The organism is Falsigemmobacter faecalis, from assembly GCF_003863335.1.
GTDB classification, from domain to species: domain Bacteria; phylum Pseudomonadota; class Alphaproteobacteria; order Rhodobacterales; family Rhodobacteraceae; genus Wagnerdoeblera; species Wagnerdoeblera faecalis.
The window spans coordinates 98,082-114,930 of record NZ_RRAZ01000016.1 but is presented as its reverse complement, the minus strand read 5'-3'; the positions used below and the strand labels follow the sequence as shown (position 1 = coordinate 114,930).

Here is a 16,849-nt window from a genome sequence, read left to right as displayed (position 1 = left end):
ACTGAGCCCATGGCCGCGTAACTAACCCTAATCAGCCTCCGGCAACCCCGGCGCGGTTCAGTGAAGGCCGCGCCGTAACGGGCAACCTGATCCGCTTTCTCATGATAGGCGCGACCCGCCTGACCGATGGCGACATTCTGCGGATCACAGAGATCGAGGACAGGGCCAAGGCTCAGGTTGAAGCCGGCCGCGGCCAGTTCCGCTGCGGCCCCGGCATAGAGCCCTCTCGCGGCCTCGGGGCTATGCAATCTGGCCATGTCCTGGGCAGAGGGCAGGCGCGAAAAGCCATGCTCTGCCTTCAGCCGCTGCACGAGGCCGCCTTCGTGGTCGATCGCGATCAAAGGCTGGCGGCCGGGTGGCTGCATCATCTGCACAAGTCCGCGCAGAGCCTCAGGTTTTGCGACATTGTCAGAGACGAAGAACACGCCGCCCACCTCCCCGTCCCGGATCTGGCGAGCCAGCAGACGCGCCGGAAGCGCGCGCGGGTCTTTGCCATAAAAGCCCAGCAGCAGCAGATCTGCGACCGCCCGCTCCAGCGGGTCTGACGGCGGGGGCCGGGGGATCAGGGCGAGCGGAAAGGTGAGGGCCATCGGCAGATCCCGCAAAGCCCGCAGACCCGGCCTCACCCTGCGGCGAAGACGGGCGAATTTGCGGGAGAGCGCGCGGCCTGCCGTCATTGGCTGGCCTGCAGCTCTGGCGCTTTGCCTGCGCCGCCCCCGGGGCGTGACAGGCTTCGGGAGATGGCTGCCGCGAGGGCCCGGACGGGATCCGGGGTGAAATAGCTGCCATGCGCGCCCGGCAGAATATCCACACTGTATCCGGCCGGATAGGCGCGGCGGAAGATCTGATCGGGATCCGCAAGCTGCGCATAGGGGTTCAGATAGCTCCTTTCGCCAAAGAGCAGCGTCACCGGCGCGGGGTAGGGGCTAAAGCGGCCCTGCTCCATCAGGATGGTCATGGCAGGTTCACGCCCCATGGCGATCAGCTCAAGGCCGACGGCGCGCATCACCATACCGCCCTGGCAATTGCCGCCGATATGCAGCGTCCCTTCGGGCTGCGCTTCACAGATGAGCCGGGCATAAAGCTGCCCCATGGCCGTCAGCGTCCCGGGGGTATAGTCCACCGCAAGATGCCCCGAGCGCAGCCCATAAAGCGCAACCTGCGGCCCGAGCGCTTCGTGAAGAGCCGCCAGTTCGCCCCCGGACTGAAAGCACCAGAAGAGCGACGACCCCGGCATCTGCGGCCCGGGTTTGATGCGGAACAACAGGCCCGAAGACCCGATCCTTGTGCCCGGCCAGCGGGCAACATGCGGCAGCAGCCGGGCTGCAAAATTGCCGCCGCCTTCGGTTGTCCCGGCGGGCTGGGCGAGAAGTGTGTCGATCAAAAGCCCAAGTGTTTCAACCGTCTCAAAAGCTTCATCTTCCGGGCTGATCAGCCGGACGTCGAAGGCCTCCTCCAGGGCAAAGAGCAGGTTGGCCATGGCGATTGAATCGAGACCCGCATCAGAGAGAGGGTCCCGGACCCCGTTCAGCGCCCCGTGGCCGATCTGTGCTTCCACCAGAGCGATGATCTTCTCTTCGGTCGGGGTGCCGCTGCGGCGCGGGGCGGGGGCTGTCTGCAGGCCCGGCGGCAGCGGCAGATTGCTCCGCTCGCGCTTGCCGTTCAGGCTGCGCGGGATCTGCTGCACCGGCAGGAAAAAGGCGGGCAGCATATAGGCGGGAAGCCAGCGGGAGAGGTGGCTGCGAAGCGCCGCAATCTCAGGGACATCCGCATCCGGCGCCATGACAAAATGCGCAATCAGCCGCTCTGGCAGACCCTCGGGTTTCAGCAGGCTGACGGCGGCATCGGCGATGCCGGGGAAGGCGCAGATCCGGGCCTCGATCTCTTCGGGCTCGATGCGGTAGCCCTTGAATTTGACCTGATTGTCCATGCGGCCGAGGCACAAAAAGCGCCCGTCTTTCAACTGACGCCCGCGGTCGCCGCTGCGGTACATGCGCCGGGGGGCAAGGCCCGGCAGCGTGACGGTGGCAAAGCGCTCTGCGGTCAGCTCAGGCTGGCCGCGATAGCCAAGCGCAAGGCCCTCTCCGAAGATCCAGATCTCCCCCTCATCGCCCTGGGGCACGGGATTTTGCCCGGCATTCAGAAGACAGATGCCACAATTTGCAAAAGGCCGCCCGATGGTGATCGGCCCCTCCGGATGGCAGCGGGCATAGCTGACTTCAATGGTCGCCTCGCTGGGGCCATAGGCATTGATGAACTGCGGAATATGGCTCCAGCGGCTGACAAGTGCCGAGGGGCAGGGCTCTCCGGCGACGACCACATGGGTCAGATCGGGACATTCTCCGGCCGGGATCAACGCGAGCGCTGAGGGCGTCAGGCTCAGATGGGTGATCCGCGCCCGGGCGATGAAGCGGCCAACCGGTGCGCCGGGGCTTGCGGTCAGATCGGTCGGCAGAACCAGGCAGGCGCCGCCCGCCATGGCCATAATCATATCCCCGATGGCCACATCAAAGCCAAAGCTGTGGAGCTGCGAGACCCGGGCCGTCGGTGTGATGCCAAAGGCCTCCGCCGCGTCAAAGGCGTAGTTCGTCAGCGCCTGGCGCGGCACCTCCACCGCCTTTGGCGTGCCGCTGGTGCCTGAGGTGAAGACGATATAGCCCGCGCTTTGCGGATCAAACTCCGGCAGCGCCCAGTCAAAAGCCGCGAGAGAGGCGGGGTCGGGCAGAAAACCGCAGTTGATGGTTTTCCTGCGCCATCCGGGCACCGCAGGGCTGGCCGCATTGACCACCACATGGCGCAGCGCGACCTGCTGCATCATCTTTGCCATCCGCTCCCGCGGGAGCTGCGGATCAAGCGGCACATAGACCGCGCCAAGCCGCAGAATGGCCAGAAATGAGGTCAGCCGATCAAGGCTGCGCCCAAGGCAGACACCAACGCTCAGGCCCTGTTTCACCCCGGATTTCCGCAGCAGCGCGGCCAGATTTTCGACGCGCTGCAAAAGATCCGCGTAGCTCAGGCTGCGGCTGCCGATTTCGACGGCCGGAGCGGTCGGGTTGCGGCGGCAGTGACCGGCAATCTCTGCCAGCAGATCGCGGTCGATCTTTCGCTCGGGTCCGTGCAGAATGCTGAAATCCCGGCGCCTCTCCCGGGGCGGTTGCAGCGCTGCCGCAAGCCAGGGCGCAAGCGGGGCCCCGCTGGTTCCGGCCATGACAAGCAGTGTGTCATCGGGGCGCAGATCCTCCTGCAACTGCGCCAGCAGAGCCTCTCGCCCCGCGACAGGCTGACAGGGGATCTGGCGTCGGTTCAGCGCGGCCAGCAGGGCGGCATCGCCGTCACCTTTGCTCTCACCCTCCGCCGAGACGGGCAAAAGATAGCTCAGATCGGCCTGCGACAGCGCCTCGACAAAGGCATCGGCGCGCGCAGAGACACGGCTGTGAAGCTGCGGTTGCAGCACCGCGATCAGCCGTCCCGTCGCGCCCGGACGCAAAGCACAAAGAGCCGCGCGGATCTCCGTGGGGTGATGGGCGAAATCATCATAAAGCGTGATCGCTGCGCTGGTTTGCAGCGGCTGAAGGCGTCGGCTGACACCGCTGAAACCGGCCAGCGCCTCTGCCGCGGTGCTCAGGTTCACGCCAAGTCGCATGGCCATGCCCAGAGCGCCGAGCGCGTTGAGGACATTATGCCTGCCCGGCAGTCTGAGGCGCAGCAGGACCGGATCCTGATCCTCAAAGCGGATGTGCCAAAGATCCGTCCCGGCCGCCTCGGCGCGCAGCCGGTTCTGCTTTCCAAAGCCATAGGTGAGCGCCTTTCGCGGATCAGCCTCCAGAAGAGACTGAACCCCGGGATCGTCGCCACAGGCCAGCAGGCTGCCCCCGGCGGCCAGCCGTGCGAGAAAAGTGGCAAAAGCCTGCCGCAACCCCTCGGGGCCGCCGTAGTGATCGGCATGATCGTCATCGGCATTGGTCAGAATGATATGCCCGGGCTGCCAGTCGCCGAGCGCGCCATGGGCCTCGCAGGCCTCGGTGACGAAAAGGGTCCCGGGCGCATTCAACCGCGCAGGGGAGAGGTCCGCCGTTTGAAAACTGCCGCCAGGCATATAGCCAAAGTCGCGCAGCCCGGCCTGTGCGAGGATATGGATCAGCATGGCCGAAGTGGTTGATTTGCCGTGGCTTCCGGCGATGCAGACCGTCTCCCGACCCGAGATCAGCGCGCAAAGCGCGGCGGCGCGGCTCAGGATCCGCTGGCCCTGCCGCCGTGCCAGCCGCCGTCAGGGTGGGTGCCGGCAATGGCCGGGCTTGCGATCAGCAGATCTGCCTGTGCCATCTGCGGGCCGCAGAGCCGGGCTGCGGGCTGAATGCCTGCGGCCGCCAGCAGCGCGCGCCGCCCAGCAGAGCAGCCCGTGTCGCTGCCCGAGACCTGATGCCCGGCCTCTCGCGGCAGAAGGGCGAGCGGCAGCATACCCGTGCCGCCAATGCCCATCATATAGGCCGATCGGCCCTCAGAAATCACCGAGATCACCCTTCAAAGCGTAGTCGCTGATTTTCCCGAGTTCGCCCGGCACACGCTCCCGCCCCTGGGGCGTGCGCCACCAGGTCTCAGCGGCGAGATCCGCGGGATCCGAGGGGGGCTGCGGGATCAGGCGGATGCCTTCCGGGAGATGCCGGCGCAGCGTCATCACCGCGCGCCGCATGTGAAAGGGCTTCGCACAGACCGCCATGCTGCGCACCTGCGCCCATCCCGGATCAAGCGCGATCAGCGCCGCCCCGAAGGCGGCGTTTTCTCTGGTATGGCGGGCCTTTTTCTCAAGGATCAGCGCGCTTTGCGGCACCCCGGCTGCCATGGCCGCGGCCTGATAGAACTGCCACTCTGTCGCAAATCCCGGAGCCTTCCCCGCGCCGCTGATCAGAATGCGCCGCGTCAGCCCGGCCTGATAAAGCGCAATCGCCGGCTGCAGGGAGCTGAGGGTCGGGCTGCCAAAAACGAACGCAAGATCAACAGGCTGTGGCTCCTCGCGCAAAAACAGAAACGACGATATGGCCTGGCGGCTGGCGAGTGTGTCTATGAAAGTCCTGACAGTGAATGATCGGCCGGAGCGACCGGTTTCCCGGCACATTATTCGCCCTGCGGGTGAATGGCGACAGAAATGGAACCCGAAGATTACCTCTGGTACAAGGGCGCGCGCAGGCAGGTTTCCCAGGTGCTGCGGGCTGCGCAGGGATTGCCCGGAACGGCGCGGTTGCGTAACCTGAAAGTTGCGCAGGCAGCTCCTGTCTTTCGCCAACTTTCACCCGAAAATCGCATGGCAAGGCCAAAATCAGCCTTTATAGGTATGGTATACCTTACTTACCTTTGGATTTTTCTGGCAGGGAACAAAGCTGAGTGGTAAACAGGAGGGGTTATTAAACTTTAGGTTGTTGGTTGAATTCATGCCTCTCGACGAGTGCGGAGCCGGCTTCGCAGCCCTGAAGGGCTGCGACCAGTCTCCTGGTATCAGTGCTTTTCCCGATTGATAACCCGGAGCAAAGATGAACCGCCTGCTGCCCTCTTTCGCGCGTCACAGCCTGTCTGAACCGGTCTCTCCGGTTTTTCCGGATTTCACCCCGCTTGAGCCGCGCCTTTTGATGGATGCAAGCCTTGGCTGGGACCTGAGTGGCCTGGGCGGCTTTGCGGAAATGGTTTCGGGCGTGCATCAGATGCTCGAAGCGCAGCTGGCGGGCCTTGGCTCGGTGCTGGATCAGTTCACCGAATTCACCGAACCGGCGCTCTCGGTTCTCGACAGCTTCGCTCCGGCGGGCGAGGGCGATTCGGCCGCGAAAATCCAGGAGATCACCCGGCTTTTGTCGCAGGCGATGGAGCAGTTGCGCACCGGCTCGGAACTCAGCCTGAGGGCGCTGGCCTCTGACACCGAGGGCAGCACGCGCGGCCAGAATCTGCTGGCGGCGATGGACAGCGTTCTGGGGGCAGGGGTCATCAGCCCTGATCAGCTGAACAGCGTCTTTGGCTTTGAGGCGCTGAGCCGCAATGAGGTGGTGGCCCGCGCAGGCACCCTCGCCGGAGAGCTTCTCGAGTTGGGGCAGGGGGCTGGAAAAGACCAGGCCGCGCTGACCGCGGATATTCTGACGGCGGCAAACTCGGTGCTGGCAGGAAATTCCTCCTACAGCGTTGAGCTGAAAGACATTGTCTCCGACACCGGTCAGTCGGTCACCTTCAGCGAAAAGGCGGACGGCCCCGGCGTTACCGTTGAGATTGAACTGCCGGGCTTTGGCTCCGGGTTGAACGGGCTGATCGACAACGTCTTTGACGGGCTGAATTCCTGGGCCTTTGGCGGCGTGGCTCTGCCCTTTGACGTGACGCTGAACGACGGAACCGGGTCGATGACCTTCGATCTGGTGGCGGGCCGCGGGGCGGTGGAAACCGATCCCCTTTTGTGGCTCAGTGTTCAGAACTTTGACTTCGATCCGCTGGTCAGCATCGGCGGCAGCATTGCTCTGCCCGGAACACCTGGAGTGAACCTTGGCCTGCTGAGCCTGACGGTCGAGAGCCTGCAATTTGCCGAAATCGCCTTCACCCTCGGCTTCGCCAGCGGCACCGATCTGGGCTTCGGGATGGTCAGATCGGCGGATGGCTTTGACTATGAGCGGCTGAACACCGATTTCAGCCTCAGCGCCGGGCTGAAGATCCGCGAAGTGGGAGAGGACGCCCCCGCCGCCCCGGCGGATCCTCAGGACGGCGGGCCGCTGCCGGCGGTGACGCCCGCCGAGCGGCCCTTCGTCACGCTTGAAGCCGATAAAAGCTATGCGCTGATCTCTCTCGGCCTTGCGGGCAAACTCGATTTCTTTGAGGCGGTGACCGGCGCAAACGGGCTGCCCTTTGGCATCGGCATGACGATGAATTCGGTGCTGCTGAGCACGCAGGATGGCGCAAACCCCGGCCTTGCCACGCGGATGGAGCGGGTGATCGCTGAGGCGCAGCTGGGCTTTGACGTCGATCTTTCGGGCGCGGTGGCCCATGAGGAGCTGCGCGGCGTCCTTGAGGAGACCATCGAGGGTCTGGCCGCGATGGGCATGGACCAGATCACCGGCTTCCTGCGCGATGTGGGGGACAGCCTCGCGGGTCTGCTGCGCAGCTCGATGCTGAACTTTGAGATCCCCTTCACGGATATTGAGCTGTCGGATGTTCTGGGCGAAATCGCGGATGTCTTCTCGAAGCTCGATGATCTCTTTGTCATCAAACCTTCGGAGCTGGGCTTTAACACTGGGCTTGACGGTCATATCGCCACCGAAGTGACCGGGCGTGAGGCCCTGTTTGATCCCGGCCGCCTGGCCGGGATGACCGAGCTGCGCTTCACGCTCAGCACCCAGACCGTCGATCCGGCAGATGCCACCAAAGTCATCTATGATCTGCAGGAAGTTGTGGTCGATCTGACCGGCGATCATGCGCTGCATGACGTGACCGCCACGCTTGAGGCGCGCACCGCCGCCCTCGCCGCCCTTCTGGCACCCGCGCTGCAGCCCTATGGATTTACCGCCACCTCCGCCGGCGGTCAGCTGCGGCTGGGCACCATCGGCGGCGCGGCCCCGACCTGGGCTCTGGCGCTGACCGGGCCGAAGCATCCGGTGATCGTCGACAAAGTGGTTGATATCCTTGATGAGGATGGCAAGCCGACGGGCGGGACTGAGACCGTTCAGGAAACGGTTCTGGTTCCCTGGGATCTCTCGGTTCTCGGCTTTGATGAGAGCGCCCTGATTGAGGTCAGCGATGTCTTTGGCAAGGATACCACAGATATCCCCGCCCTGATGCTGACCGCGCAGAGCAGCTTCACCTGGACGCTCCCTGCTGATTTCGCAGCGAAACTGGAGGGGATGGACCGGCTGACCTTCAGCGCGGAAGTGAATGGCCAGGAGATCCTGCTGCCGGTTCTGAAGCCTGCGGATGGCTGGGGCTCCATGACCACGCTGCAGGCCGGGATTGAAAAGGCCTTTGAGCGCGCGGGGCTGGAGATTGCGGTCACCGCTTCCGTCGCAGAGGGCAAAACCTCTTTCAAATTTGAGGCCGCCGGGGCTGAACCTCTCGATCTGAAATTCGGCGTCAATCCGGAGCGGCTGACCCGGGCCTTTGATCTGACCTCGCTGATCGGCTGGGTCAACGGCAAGCTGGCGACCAGCGCGCATATGGCGGGCGCGACCCTGACCCTCACGAAAGACGGCGCGCTGATCTTTGATTTTCCCAAAGTCAGCCTGAATGCCACCACCAGCGGGCATTTCTCGCTGGATGATCTGGGGATGGGCGATCTGTCGAACCTCTCGCTCTCTGCGCGGCTGTCGGCGGCGCTTTCGGCTGAGTTCAGCCTCGGCGTCGGCATCGACGTCGTGGGCTTTGCCCGCTCGCTGATGGGGGAATCGCAGGCCGGTAACGCGCTTGAGGCGCGCCGCAATCTGGACGCAGAGACGAGCGGGCTGCAATCCGTTGGTCAGGCGATGCTCGACAGCATCTTCTTCAACAAATTCGCCCTTGAGGCAGAAATCGCCGCCTTCGGTGATCAGATCAAAGGCTTTGCCAATCTTGGTCTGATGGATCTGTCGATCGGTCTTGACGATCCGAGCCAGAACTTCCTGGCCATCAACACGCAGTTTGATTTTACCCTCGTGGGGGGAAGCGCTGCGGCCGGATTCTCAGACCGTGTCTCGCTGCAGAATATTCTCGATGCTTTCCTGAACACCGATGCTGCGGGGGAAACGGATGTCCTGCGCGGGCTGAACAAACTTGTGGGCCGGACCGACCTGCAGGGCGGTATCGTCACGGATGGCGCGGGCACAGCCCTCGATGCTGAGGGGAAGGAAGTCAGCACACGCGCCGGGCTGCAGATTGTCGATGCGGATAGCTACACTTTGCGCCCCGACGACGTGCTGTCGCAACTTTATCTGCAGCTTGGCGATGTCCGCCTGAATGTCGCGGGCATCTCGGGGCTGAATGAAGGCATCATCGACGGCATCGCGCTGAGCGTGGATGACCTCACCAATCCGCTGGAAAGCGCGAATTTCCGGCTGATCGGCGATGGCGCCGAAGCGATTGAGGCGCTTGGCACGCTGGGCGAGGGCGATATCCTCGACAGTTTCAGCACCATCCTGAACCTGGTCAGCGTGACCGGCGAGGCGCTGAAGGAAAAGCTGCCCTTCCTGGCGCAGGATATTCCGCTGCTGAACTTCTCGGTTCTGGATGCGGTGGATTTCGCCAAAGAGCTGGCCGCGCAGGTGCAGGAACTGCGCGACGATCCGCAGACCGGGCTGAACCGGCTGAAATCGGTGCTTGAAGACGTCTTTGGTCAGGACACTGTGAATCTGCAGTGGGACAGCGCCGCCAAAACGCTGCTCTTCGGGCTGGAGTTCTCTTTCCTCAAAGATTTCGCGCTGTCGCTGCCGTTCAACTTCGATCTCGATGCGCTGATCGGCGATAAGCTGGCGGACATCGTGGGCCCGGAGGCCGCAAAGATCCTGACGAACCTCGCCGATGTGCAGGGCGACGGAAATCTGGTCTTTGACCCCGATCTTACGATGTCCTTCCACTTCGGTCTGGACCTGAGCCGCGTTCTGGCCGATCCGCCCATCGCAAAGGCTGAGACCAGGCTTGCAGATCTCTCCAGCGTCAGTGCCCTCGTCTTTTCCTCTGAGGGGGCAGAGGATCTGCGGATCCGCTGGAAAGATCTGACCGATGGCACCAGCAAAGCGGTGAATATTGATCTGAACGGCGCGACCACGCTGGGCGATGCGGTCGAACGCATCAATGAGGCGCTGCAGACCGCCGTCGGCAAACACGTCAGCTTCACGCTGGATGAGGCGACCGGTCTGATCACCCTCTTTGATGCCAACAGCGAGAAGATCGACAGCAGTGATGTGAAGACGTTCTTCGGCGCGGACTTCGTGGTCTCGCAAGTGGCCGATCAGCTCACAAGCCTGGCACTGCTTGCTGAGACCGGCGGTGCGCCGGTGGATTATGCCGCTGCGATGAAGTTCCATATCGCTTTTGGCAAAGACGCAGACAGCCTTGGCGACGGCACCGATCTTGCGATCCCGGCAGAAGCGGGCCGCACCGCAGAGGGCCTTGCACAGGCGATCAATGAGGCGCTGGCGGCGGCGGATATTGCGCGCAGCGAAGTCTCCTCGCGCTGGGTCGGGGGCTGGACCCTTCCGGCCGGACAACTGGTCCGTGCCGTGGTGGTTGACGATGTCGTCACCCTGGTCGGCACCAATTTCGCCTCAGGCATCGGTGCTGCACCGCTGGTCTTTGCGGTCTCCGGCGTGGATATCAGCCATGCGGTGACCTTTGAAATTCTGGAGATCGGCGGCTCTAACGCCGCGCGGCTTCTGGGCTTTGACGTGAAGGGCCAGGTCTTTGAAGGCGCGGTCGTCTCTGAACAGCTGGAAGGCGAGCGGAAGACAGGCGCCCCGCGTCTTTACCTCGACACCGTTAAATCCGGTCTGCATCTGAGCTTTACCGCCGGTGCGGCAGAGGGTCTGAACCTGAAGCTGGGCCTTGGCCCGATCTCCATTGCGGTGGTCGATGGCGCGGCCCTGATCACGGCGGGAGCAGGCAGCACCGATCCGGCCTTTATCAGCATCGGTTTCAATGACATCGATGGAACAGATGACACTCAGTATGATCTGAGCGACATCTTCAACATCCTCACCAGCGACGAGCGGTCGCTGGCGGATCTCTTCGAGGTGGAGGTTGGCATCGGCATCTATGTCGATCTGCCCTTCCAGGACAGCCTGGGCCTGCTTGATCCCGAAGAGCACGGCTTTACCTATAAGGCCGATCTGCTGAAACTGCAGGGCGGCGCGCCGCTTTCAGGCGATCTGGTGACGCTCTTTAATAACGGCACGCTCACCGGATATGAGCTGAAACTGCCGGAAATCAGCAAGCTCACTTCCTTCCTTGATGATTTCAACATCCTGTCGCTTCTGAACAATCCCGCGCAGGTGCTGAACGGTCTCGATATGATCCTCGGCCGGATGCAGGATCTGTTTGATCAATATCTGGCCGGGATCAAACTGCCGGTGGTCGGCAATGCCATCGGCTCGGCGGTGACCTTCTTCACCGAATTCCGCCTCGGGGCGCTGGCCGAGGCGCGCGAGATTGCCAATACCCCGAAAGAAGACGGCACGCTGCCGACGACGGTGGATCTGCTGACCGGCTGGTTCAACGACAAGCTCAATGAGCTGTTCAATCCCGGTGGCGAGAAGATCGAATTCATCAAAGCCTTCCTGAACACCGAAGGCGGGATGAGCGACAGCTATATCTATGGTGCGATTAACTTCAGCGCCGTGATCTTCGATCAGATGCTCGACATCGGCTTTGAGCTGGGTCTGCCGGGCTTTGAGCTGGCGGTGAAAGAAGGCTCGGGCATCCGCATTGCGCTCGATTACAGCGTCAACCTTGGGTTTGGCTTCAATAAAAACGGCTTCTTCCTGCTGAACGACACCAATGCCAAAGAGATCCGCATCGGGGTTCGCGCAGATGCCGGCAGCTTCCAGGGCTCGGCCAAGCTGCTTGGAGTGCTGGGGATTTCTGCAGACGCCGTGACGGCGACCGAGGATGGCTTCACCGGTATTGGCACCGCCGAGGGGACGGCGGTGGTCAAGGGGGAGCTGGGCGTTGATCTTTACGGCGAGCAGGGCCTTTTGATTGTCGGCAGGGATGTCACCGCCGGCGCGGGGGATATTCAGGCGGATTTCAGCGGCATTGCGCTGAAAGATGGCACCGGGGAGGTGCTGGAATTTGAGCGGCTGATCTATCTGAGCAAGCTCAAAAGCAAAGACCTGGTGAAATTCGCCTTCAATGTGGATGTCGATATCCAGCTGGGCCTGATTGCCAATATCCTTGATCCGACGAAAACGGGCTTCAATCCGCTGCTGATCGGCGGCTATCAGATCATCCCTTCGGCGAAAGCTGAGCTGATGATCCAGGGCGCGTTTGACAGCACCAATGGCCTTGGGTTTGTCTTTGACCGCGTGGCCTTTGAGAACGTCCGCATCGACGCGAGCGTGCTTTACGACGCCATCATCCGCCCGGTGGTCGAGCCGCTGATGGCCTTTATTGAGCCGCTGGCGGATGCGCTTGGCTGGATGCAGTCGCCGCCCTTCAGCCTGGTCGTGGATGCGCTGTCCCAGGCCTTCCCGATCTTTGGCATCGTCAACAATGTGCTGCAGGTGGTCAAAGACATCTCGGACTTCGTGGCAACTTTGCACGCATCCGGTGGCGAATATGTCTTCGGCAGCTTTGATTTCACCAATTCCTTTAAAGGTGAGGATAAGGTCGGAAAGATCGACACCGCATCGGCCACCCTGGACCGTCCGATGACGGCGAATTTCCTCGGCGGGGAGGAGAAGCCCTTTGGCGTCTTCGGCAGCCTGACGCGCGGCTTTGCGCTGGAAATCCCGCTGCTGAGCGATCCTTTCTCGGCGATCAACCTGCTGCTTGGAAAGTTCGATCAGGTCGATCTCGTCAAGGTTCACTTCACGCTTTTGAACCTGAACCTGCCGCGCACGAATTTCGTCGATCTGGCGGTGCAGATGATGGGTCTGCCGGGCTTTATCAGCAAGATTGTCTCGCTGGGCCTGCAGTTTGAAATCGGAGCCAAGGCCTACGCCGGGATTTCGGTGGGCTATGACCTTTCGGGCATCGTCAATTTCGTCAATACCAAAGACCCGCTGCGGCTGCTCGATGGTATCTTCATGGATACCAAGCCCTTTATCGACGTCTCCTTTGAGCTGGCGATTGCGCTGAACCTTGGCATTGTCGGCCTGACGGTGGGCGGCGGCGCGGGTCTGCAGCTGGGCTTTAATGACCCGAACGACGACGGCAAGATGCGCATCACGGAGCTGATCGCCATCATCAATGCCAGTGCCGAAGATCCGGGCAATATGCTTGGCTATATCTTCGAGGGCAAATTTGACGTCAAATTCTTCCTCGACGTCTGGGTGCGGATCAATCTCGGAATCATCAGTATCAATCTGGACATCCCCGTTGTTGATATTGAAAAGAGCTTCCCCTTTGGCGGCCTGCCGCTGCCGACCGGTCCGGCGCCGAAAGTCGAAAAGCCCGGTGGCACCGCGACGCTGGCGATCGGCTCCAATATCGGCGGCTCGCTGACCGATATGGATAAAGACGGCGATGATGTCGTCTCCTTCGGCGCCCCCGCGGCGCGGATGATGACGGGGGCTTCGGATCCCGGCATCCAGGTCAATCTCGGCAACGAGCAGGGCGCGATGAGCGGCATGATGTCGGGCGACATCGGCGGGCTGATCATTCCGGCGGGCAAGGGCAATAACACCATCGATATGTCGGGCCTCGGCCTTGATATTCCGATCGTGCTTTATGCCGATGAAGGCAATGATGTGGTCACGCTGCCCGACCAGGGGTTTGTGGTGGTCTTCCTCGGGGACGGGCAGAATGTGGTGCGCGGCAGCGCCAATGCCACCGGCACCTATGTGATCTTCGGGGGCAGCGGGCACGACGATATCGATGTGCCCAGCGGCAATGTGGTCTTCTTTGGCGATGGCGATTACGGTCTGCGCGATCTCTTCCTGCATGAGTTTGCGCAAAGCAACACCGGCGATGCGAAGAAAGATCTGACCTTTGAGGCGGTGACCGAGCTGCTGGGCATCACCCGCGAGGGGGTGATCGACACCAGCGGCAAGGCGCGGGCGAGCTATAATGTCACCAGCGCTGCGGGCCTCGCTGAGCGTGTGACGCTGGCCGGTCTTGCCGAAGATTACACCCGTTTCACGCAGGAAAAGGCCTCGAAAACCGCCGACAGGATCATCGCCGGCAATGGCAATGCTATGGTCTTTGCCGGTGGCGGCAATGACGTTATCCGCGCGGGCATGGCCTTTGATCCGACCGCCCCCCGCGAGGGAGGGGCTGCGCAGACGACGCCGGGCGCCCGGATCGGGGCGATGATGGGGACCTTTGCTGCGCCGGAGCCGGTGCTGATCGGCGGGCAGGGTGAGGTGCGCGTTTATGGCGGCGCCGGGCACGATCAGATCACCGTCGGCGGGCTTCACGCCTATGTCGAAGGCGGCGCGGGATCGGATGTGATCAGGGTCCATACCACCGCCAGCTCAGAGGTCTGGGGCTGGGGGGCTGCGGCCGGGGAAGACGGCCAGCTCGATTCCTCCGCAGAGATCGCGGCCGCGGTGAAGGCCCTTTGGGCCGAAGCCGATAAAAACCTCGCGGGTCTGTCACAGCAGGACGCCGACAAGCTGCGGGCTGAGACCGAAGCCGCGGCGGCGAAGGTCACCCGCGAGCTCCTTGATGCAGCTTCGCGGATCAACCGCCTTGCGATCCAGGACGGCGCGGATCTGATCATCGGCGGCGACGGCGCCGACAGCCTTTATGGCCAGATGGGCAATGATGTGATCGAAGGCGGCCTTGGGGCGGATCTGCTGGCAGGCGGCCGCGGGGTTGATCTGATCACCGGCGGGCGGTTTGAGATCACTGCGGTGAAAGACGGCAGCACCGTTCAGCTCAGCGATTACGACCGCAACACCGGCTTCAACAAAGCGGTCTATCTCGCGGTTCAGGATCTGGCCGATGGGAATGACACGCTGCTCGGGGGGCGCGGCGACGACATTCTGCTGGGCGGCGGCGGGGCCGACCGACTGGAAGGCGGCAAGGGCGTCGATGTGATGCTCGGTGATTTTGGCCGCGTCAAACTCTCGGCCAATCTGGTCGCAGAGCGCGTGGAGACGATTTTCGACAGCTCTCAGAATGCCGGGAATGACTGGCTCGACGGCGGAGAGGGCAATGACATCCTGATCGGTGGCGGCCGCGATGAGACCATCCGCGATCTTCACGGCAATAACATTGTTCTTGGCGATTTCGGCATCGTCATCGGCACCCGTCTGAATGAGGGGATCACCTCCTTTGAGACGCGCACCGATGCCATGGGCGGGCATGACACCATCACCACCGGGGGCGGGAACGATCTGATCATTGGCGGGACCGGCAATGACAGCATCACCTCCGGTGAGGGGGATGATGCGGTGATCGGCGATGACGGGGTGATCTGGCTGCTCGGTGAGACCGACGGCAGTGTCACGGCCATCCTCACCGGCACCGGCACGGCCACCGGCAATGATGTCATCAGCCTTGGCAGTGGCAACAACCGCGCCATCGGTGGTCTGGGCAATGACCGCATCACCTTCGCGGATGGCCATAACGTCATCATCGGGGATACCGGCGAGATCCTGGCCGGCGAGGCCACCGGCCACTGGACCGCAGCAGACGGCATGGACACCGTTGAGGGCGGAGACGGCCGCAACCGGGTTGTGCTCGGCGGCGGCGATGACCGCGCGGAGCTCGGCGACGGTGGCAACCGGGTGATCGGGGATGCGGGCCATGTCTCCTGGATTGGCCTCGCCGATGACGAAGGCGACACCATGGAGAGCCTTGAGATCAACCGCGGCGGCAATGACCACATCACCACCGGCTCCGGCCATGATGTGATCATGGGGGGCGCGGGCCATGAGACCATCGACGGCGGTGCAGGCAATGACATCCTTCTGGGCGACAACGGCGCCTGGGCGGCCCCGCTGAACGGAGTTGCGGGCAGCGTGACGGCGGCTTTGGGCGAGCAGGGTGGCCATGATGTCATCTATGGCCGCACCGGCAATGACATCCTGATCGGCGGTCAGGGCAATGACACGCTTCACGCCGGCAGCGGCGAGGATCTGGTCCTTGGCGACAGCGGCACCGCGACCTTTGTCAATGCAACCGATCTGGTCTCTCTGACGCTGACGGATATTGAGCGCGGCGGGCACGACCTCATTGAGGTCGATCTGACCGATACCAGCGATGACATCCTGCTCGGCCAGGCGGGCAATGACACCATCCGCGCGGGCGCGGGCGATGACGTGATCCTGGGCGATAATGCGCTCTTTAGCTTCCTGCATCCCGATGAGGCGCTGGAGGGGCAGACCGCAGCGGACCGTATGCTGCTCGTGCAATCCGTGAAAATGCAGGCCGACGAGGGCGAGGATTTGCTCTATGGCAATGACGGCAATGACATCATCATCGCGGGCTTTGGCGCGGATCTGCTCTATGGCGGCGAGGGCCAGGACATCCTGATCGGCGATTCCGCCATCATCACCCGCCGTTGGGAGGACAGCGATAAAGGCGGTCTGACCGAATGGCTGACCATCGACACCAACTACGCCTTTGAGCTGGGCGGGCGCGACACGCTTTATGGCGAGGCGGGGCCCGATATCATGATCGGCAACCTTGGACCGGATCTTTTCTACGGCGACACCGCCTCGGATGCGATCTTCTCGGATGCCTATGCGGGGCTCTTCCGCGCCTGGCTGCCGCAGTCCTTCAAGGGCCCGGCAGAGAACAACCAGCGCTACCTCTATACCTCGAACTTCGCCGGACAGGGCGCGGTGGATGTGGTGTCGAACGCGCAGCAGAACGCCGCCATCGGCGATCCGCTCGACGGGCGCAACGATGATCTGAGCAGCGGTGCGGGCCGCGTGGTGGCGCTGCGTCAGATCAGCACCTCTGCGGGGGACCCTGACCTGTGGCGCACGGTCGTCGACCAGCTTGATGAGCCCGATATGCTTGACGGGCTGGCGCGGATGATTGCCATGGGCGCAGGCCCTGAGGTCATGGCCGACAGCATGCTGACGACGCTCATCGAAGCCGGGCTGATCTCGGGCACGATCGATCCGCTGACGCTTGAACTTCTGTTCGAACGCCTCGCAGAGGTGTTGCAGATGCATGTGGATGCGGCCCTGAGGCAGAGCGATGCCCTGCCGCTTGCCGCTGAATAAGACTTAAACGAAAAAGGAAG

At 62.7% G+C, this 16,849-nt stretch carries 6 protein-coding genes; 2 read left to right on the top strand and 4 right to left on the bottom strand.

The genetic code is table 11. The features are described from left to right. The 4 genes from EG244_RS12350 to EG244_RS12335 all read right to left on the bottom strand — a co-directional run. A partial coding sequence (locus EG244_RS12350; protein ID WP_325050391.1) for a glycoside hydrolase family 3 N-terminal domain-containing protein occupies nucleotides 1-590 on the bottom strand: 590 nt, incomplete at its 3' end. Between the two features lie 83 nt (nucleotides 591-673). After that, nucleotides 674-4,144 (bottom strand): amino acid adenylation domain-containing protein, encoded by a 3,471-nt coding sequence (locus tag EG244_RS12345; protein ID WP_124965301.1) that lies wholly within the window; start codon nucleotides 4,142-4,144, stop codon nucleotides 674-676. Nucleotides 4,145-4,230: 86 nt separating this feature from the next. After that, complete coding sequence (locus EG244_RS12340; RefSeq protein WP_124965300.1) at nucleotides 4,231-4,509, bottom strand: Mur ligase domain-containing protein; 279 nt, start codon at nucleotides 4,507-4,509, stop codon at nucleotides 4,231-4,233. Further along, nucleotides 4,499-5,017: a YdcF family protein gene (locus tag EG244_RS12335; RefSeq protein ID WP_233589001.1), complete on the bottom strand. Its 519-nt coding sequence runs from the start codon at nucleotides 5,015-5,017 to the stop codon at nucleotides 4,499-4,501. Before EG244_RS12335 ends, EG244_RS12340 begins: the two co-directional genes overlap by 11 nt. A gap of 126 nt (nucleotides 5,018-5,143) precedes the next feature. Between EG244_RS12335 and EG244_RS20680 the strand changes: the two genes are divergently transcribed. Beyond that, complete coding sequence (locus EG244_RS20680) at nucleotides 5,144-5,386, top strand: hypothetical protein (protein ID WP_199737954.1); 243 nt, start codon at nucleotides 5,144-5,146, stop codon at nucleotides 5,384-5,386. A 139-nt stretch (nucleotides 5,387-5,525) separates the two neighbouring features. Continuing rightward, nucleotides 5,526-16,829 (top strand): calcium-binding protein, encoded by an 11,304-nt coding sequence (locus tag EG244_RS12330; RefSeq protein WP_124965299.1) that lies wholly within the window; start codon nucleotides 5,526-5,528, stop codon nucleotides 16,827-16,829. Nucleotides 16,830-16,849 lie beyond the last annotated feature (20 nt).

Bases quoted from the DNA above. Each gene is read 5' to 3' on its own strand.
- EG244_RS20680 (WP_199737954.1), top strand. From the start codon at position 5,144: ATGGAACCCGAAGATTACCTCTGGTACAAGGGCGCGCGCAGGCAGGTT.
- EG244_RS12330 (WP_124965299.1), top strand. From the start codon at position 5,526: ATGAACCGCCTGCTGCCCTCTTTCGCGCGTCACAGCCTGTCTGAACCG.
- EG244_RS12345 (WP_124965301.1), bottom strand. From the start codon at position 4,144: ATGCTGATCCATATCCTCGCACAGGCCGGGCTGCGCGACTTTGGCTAT.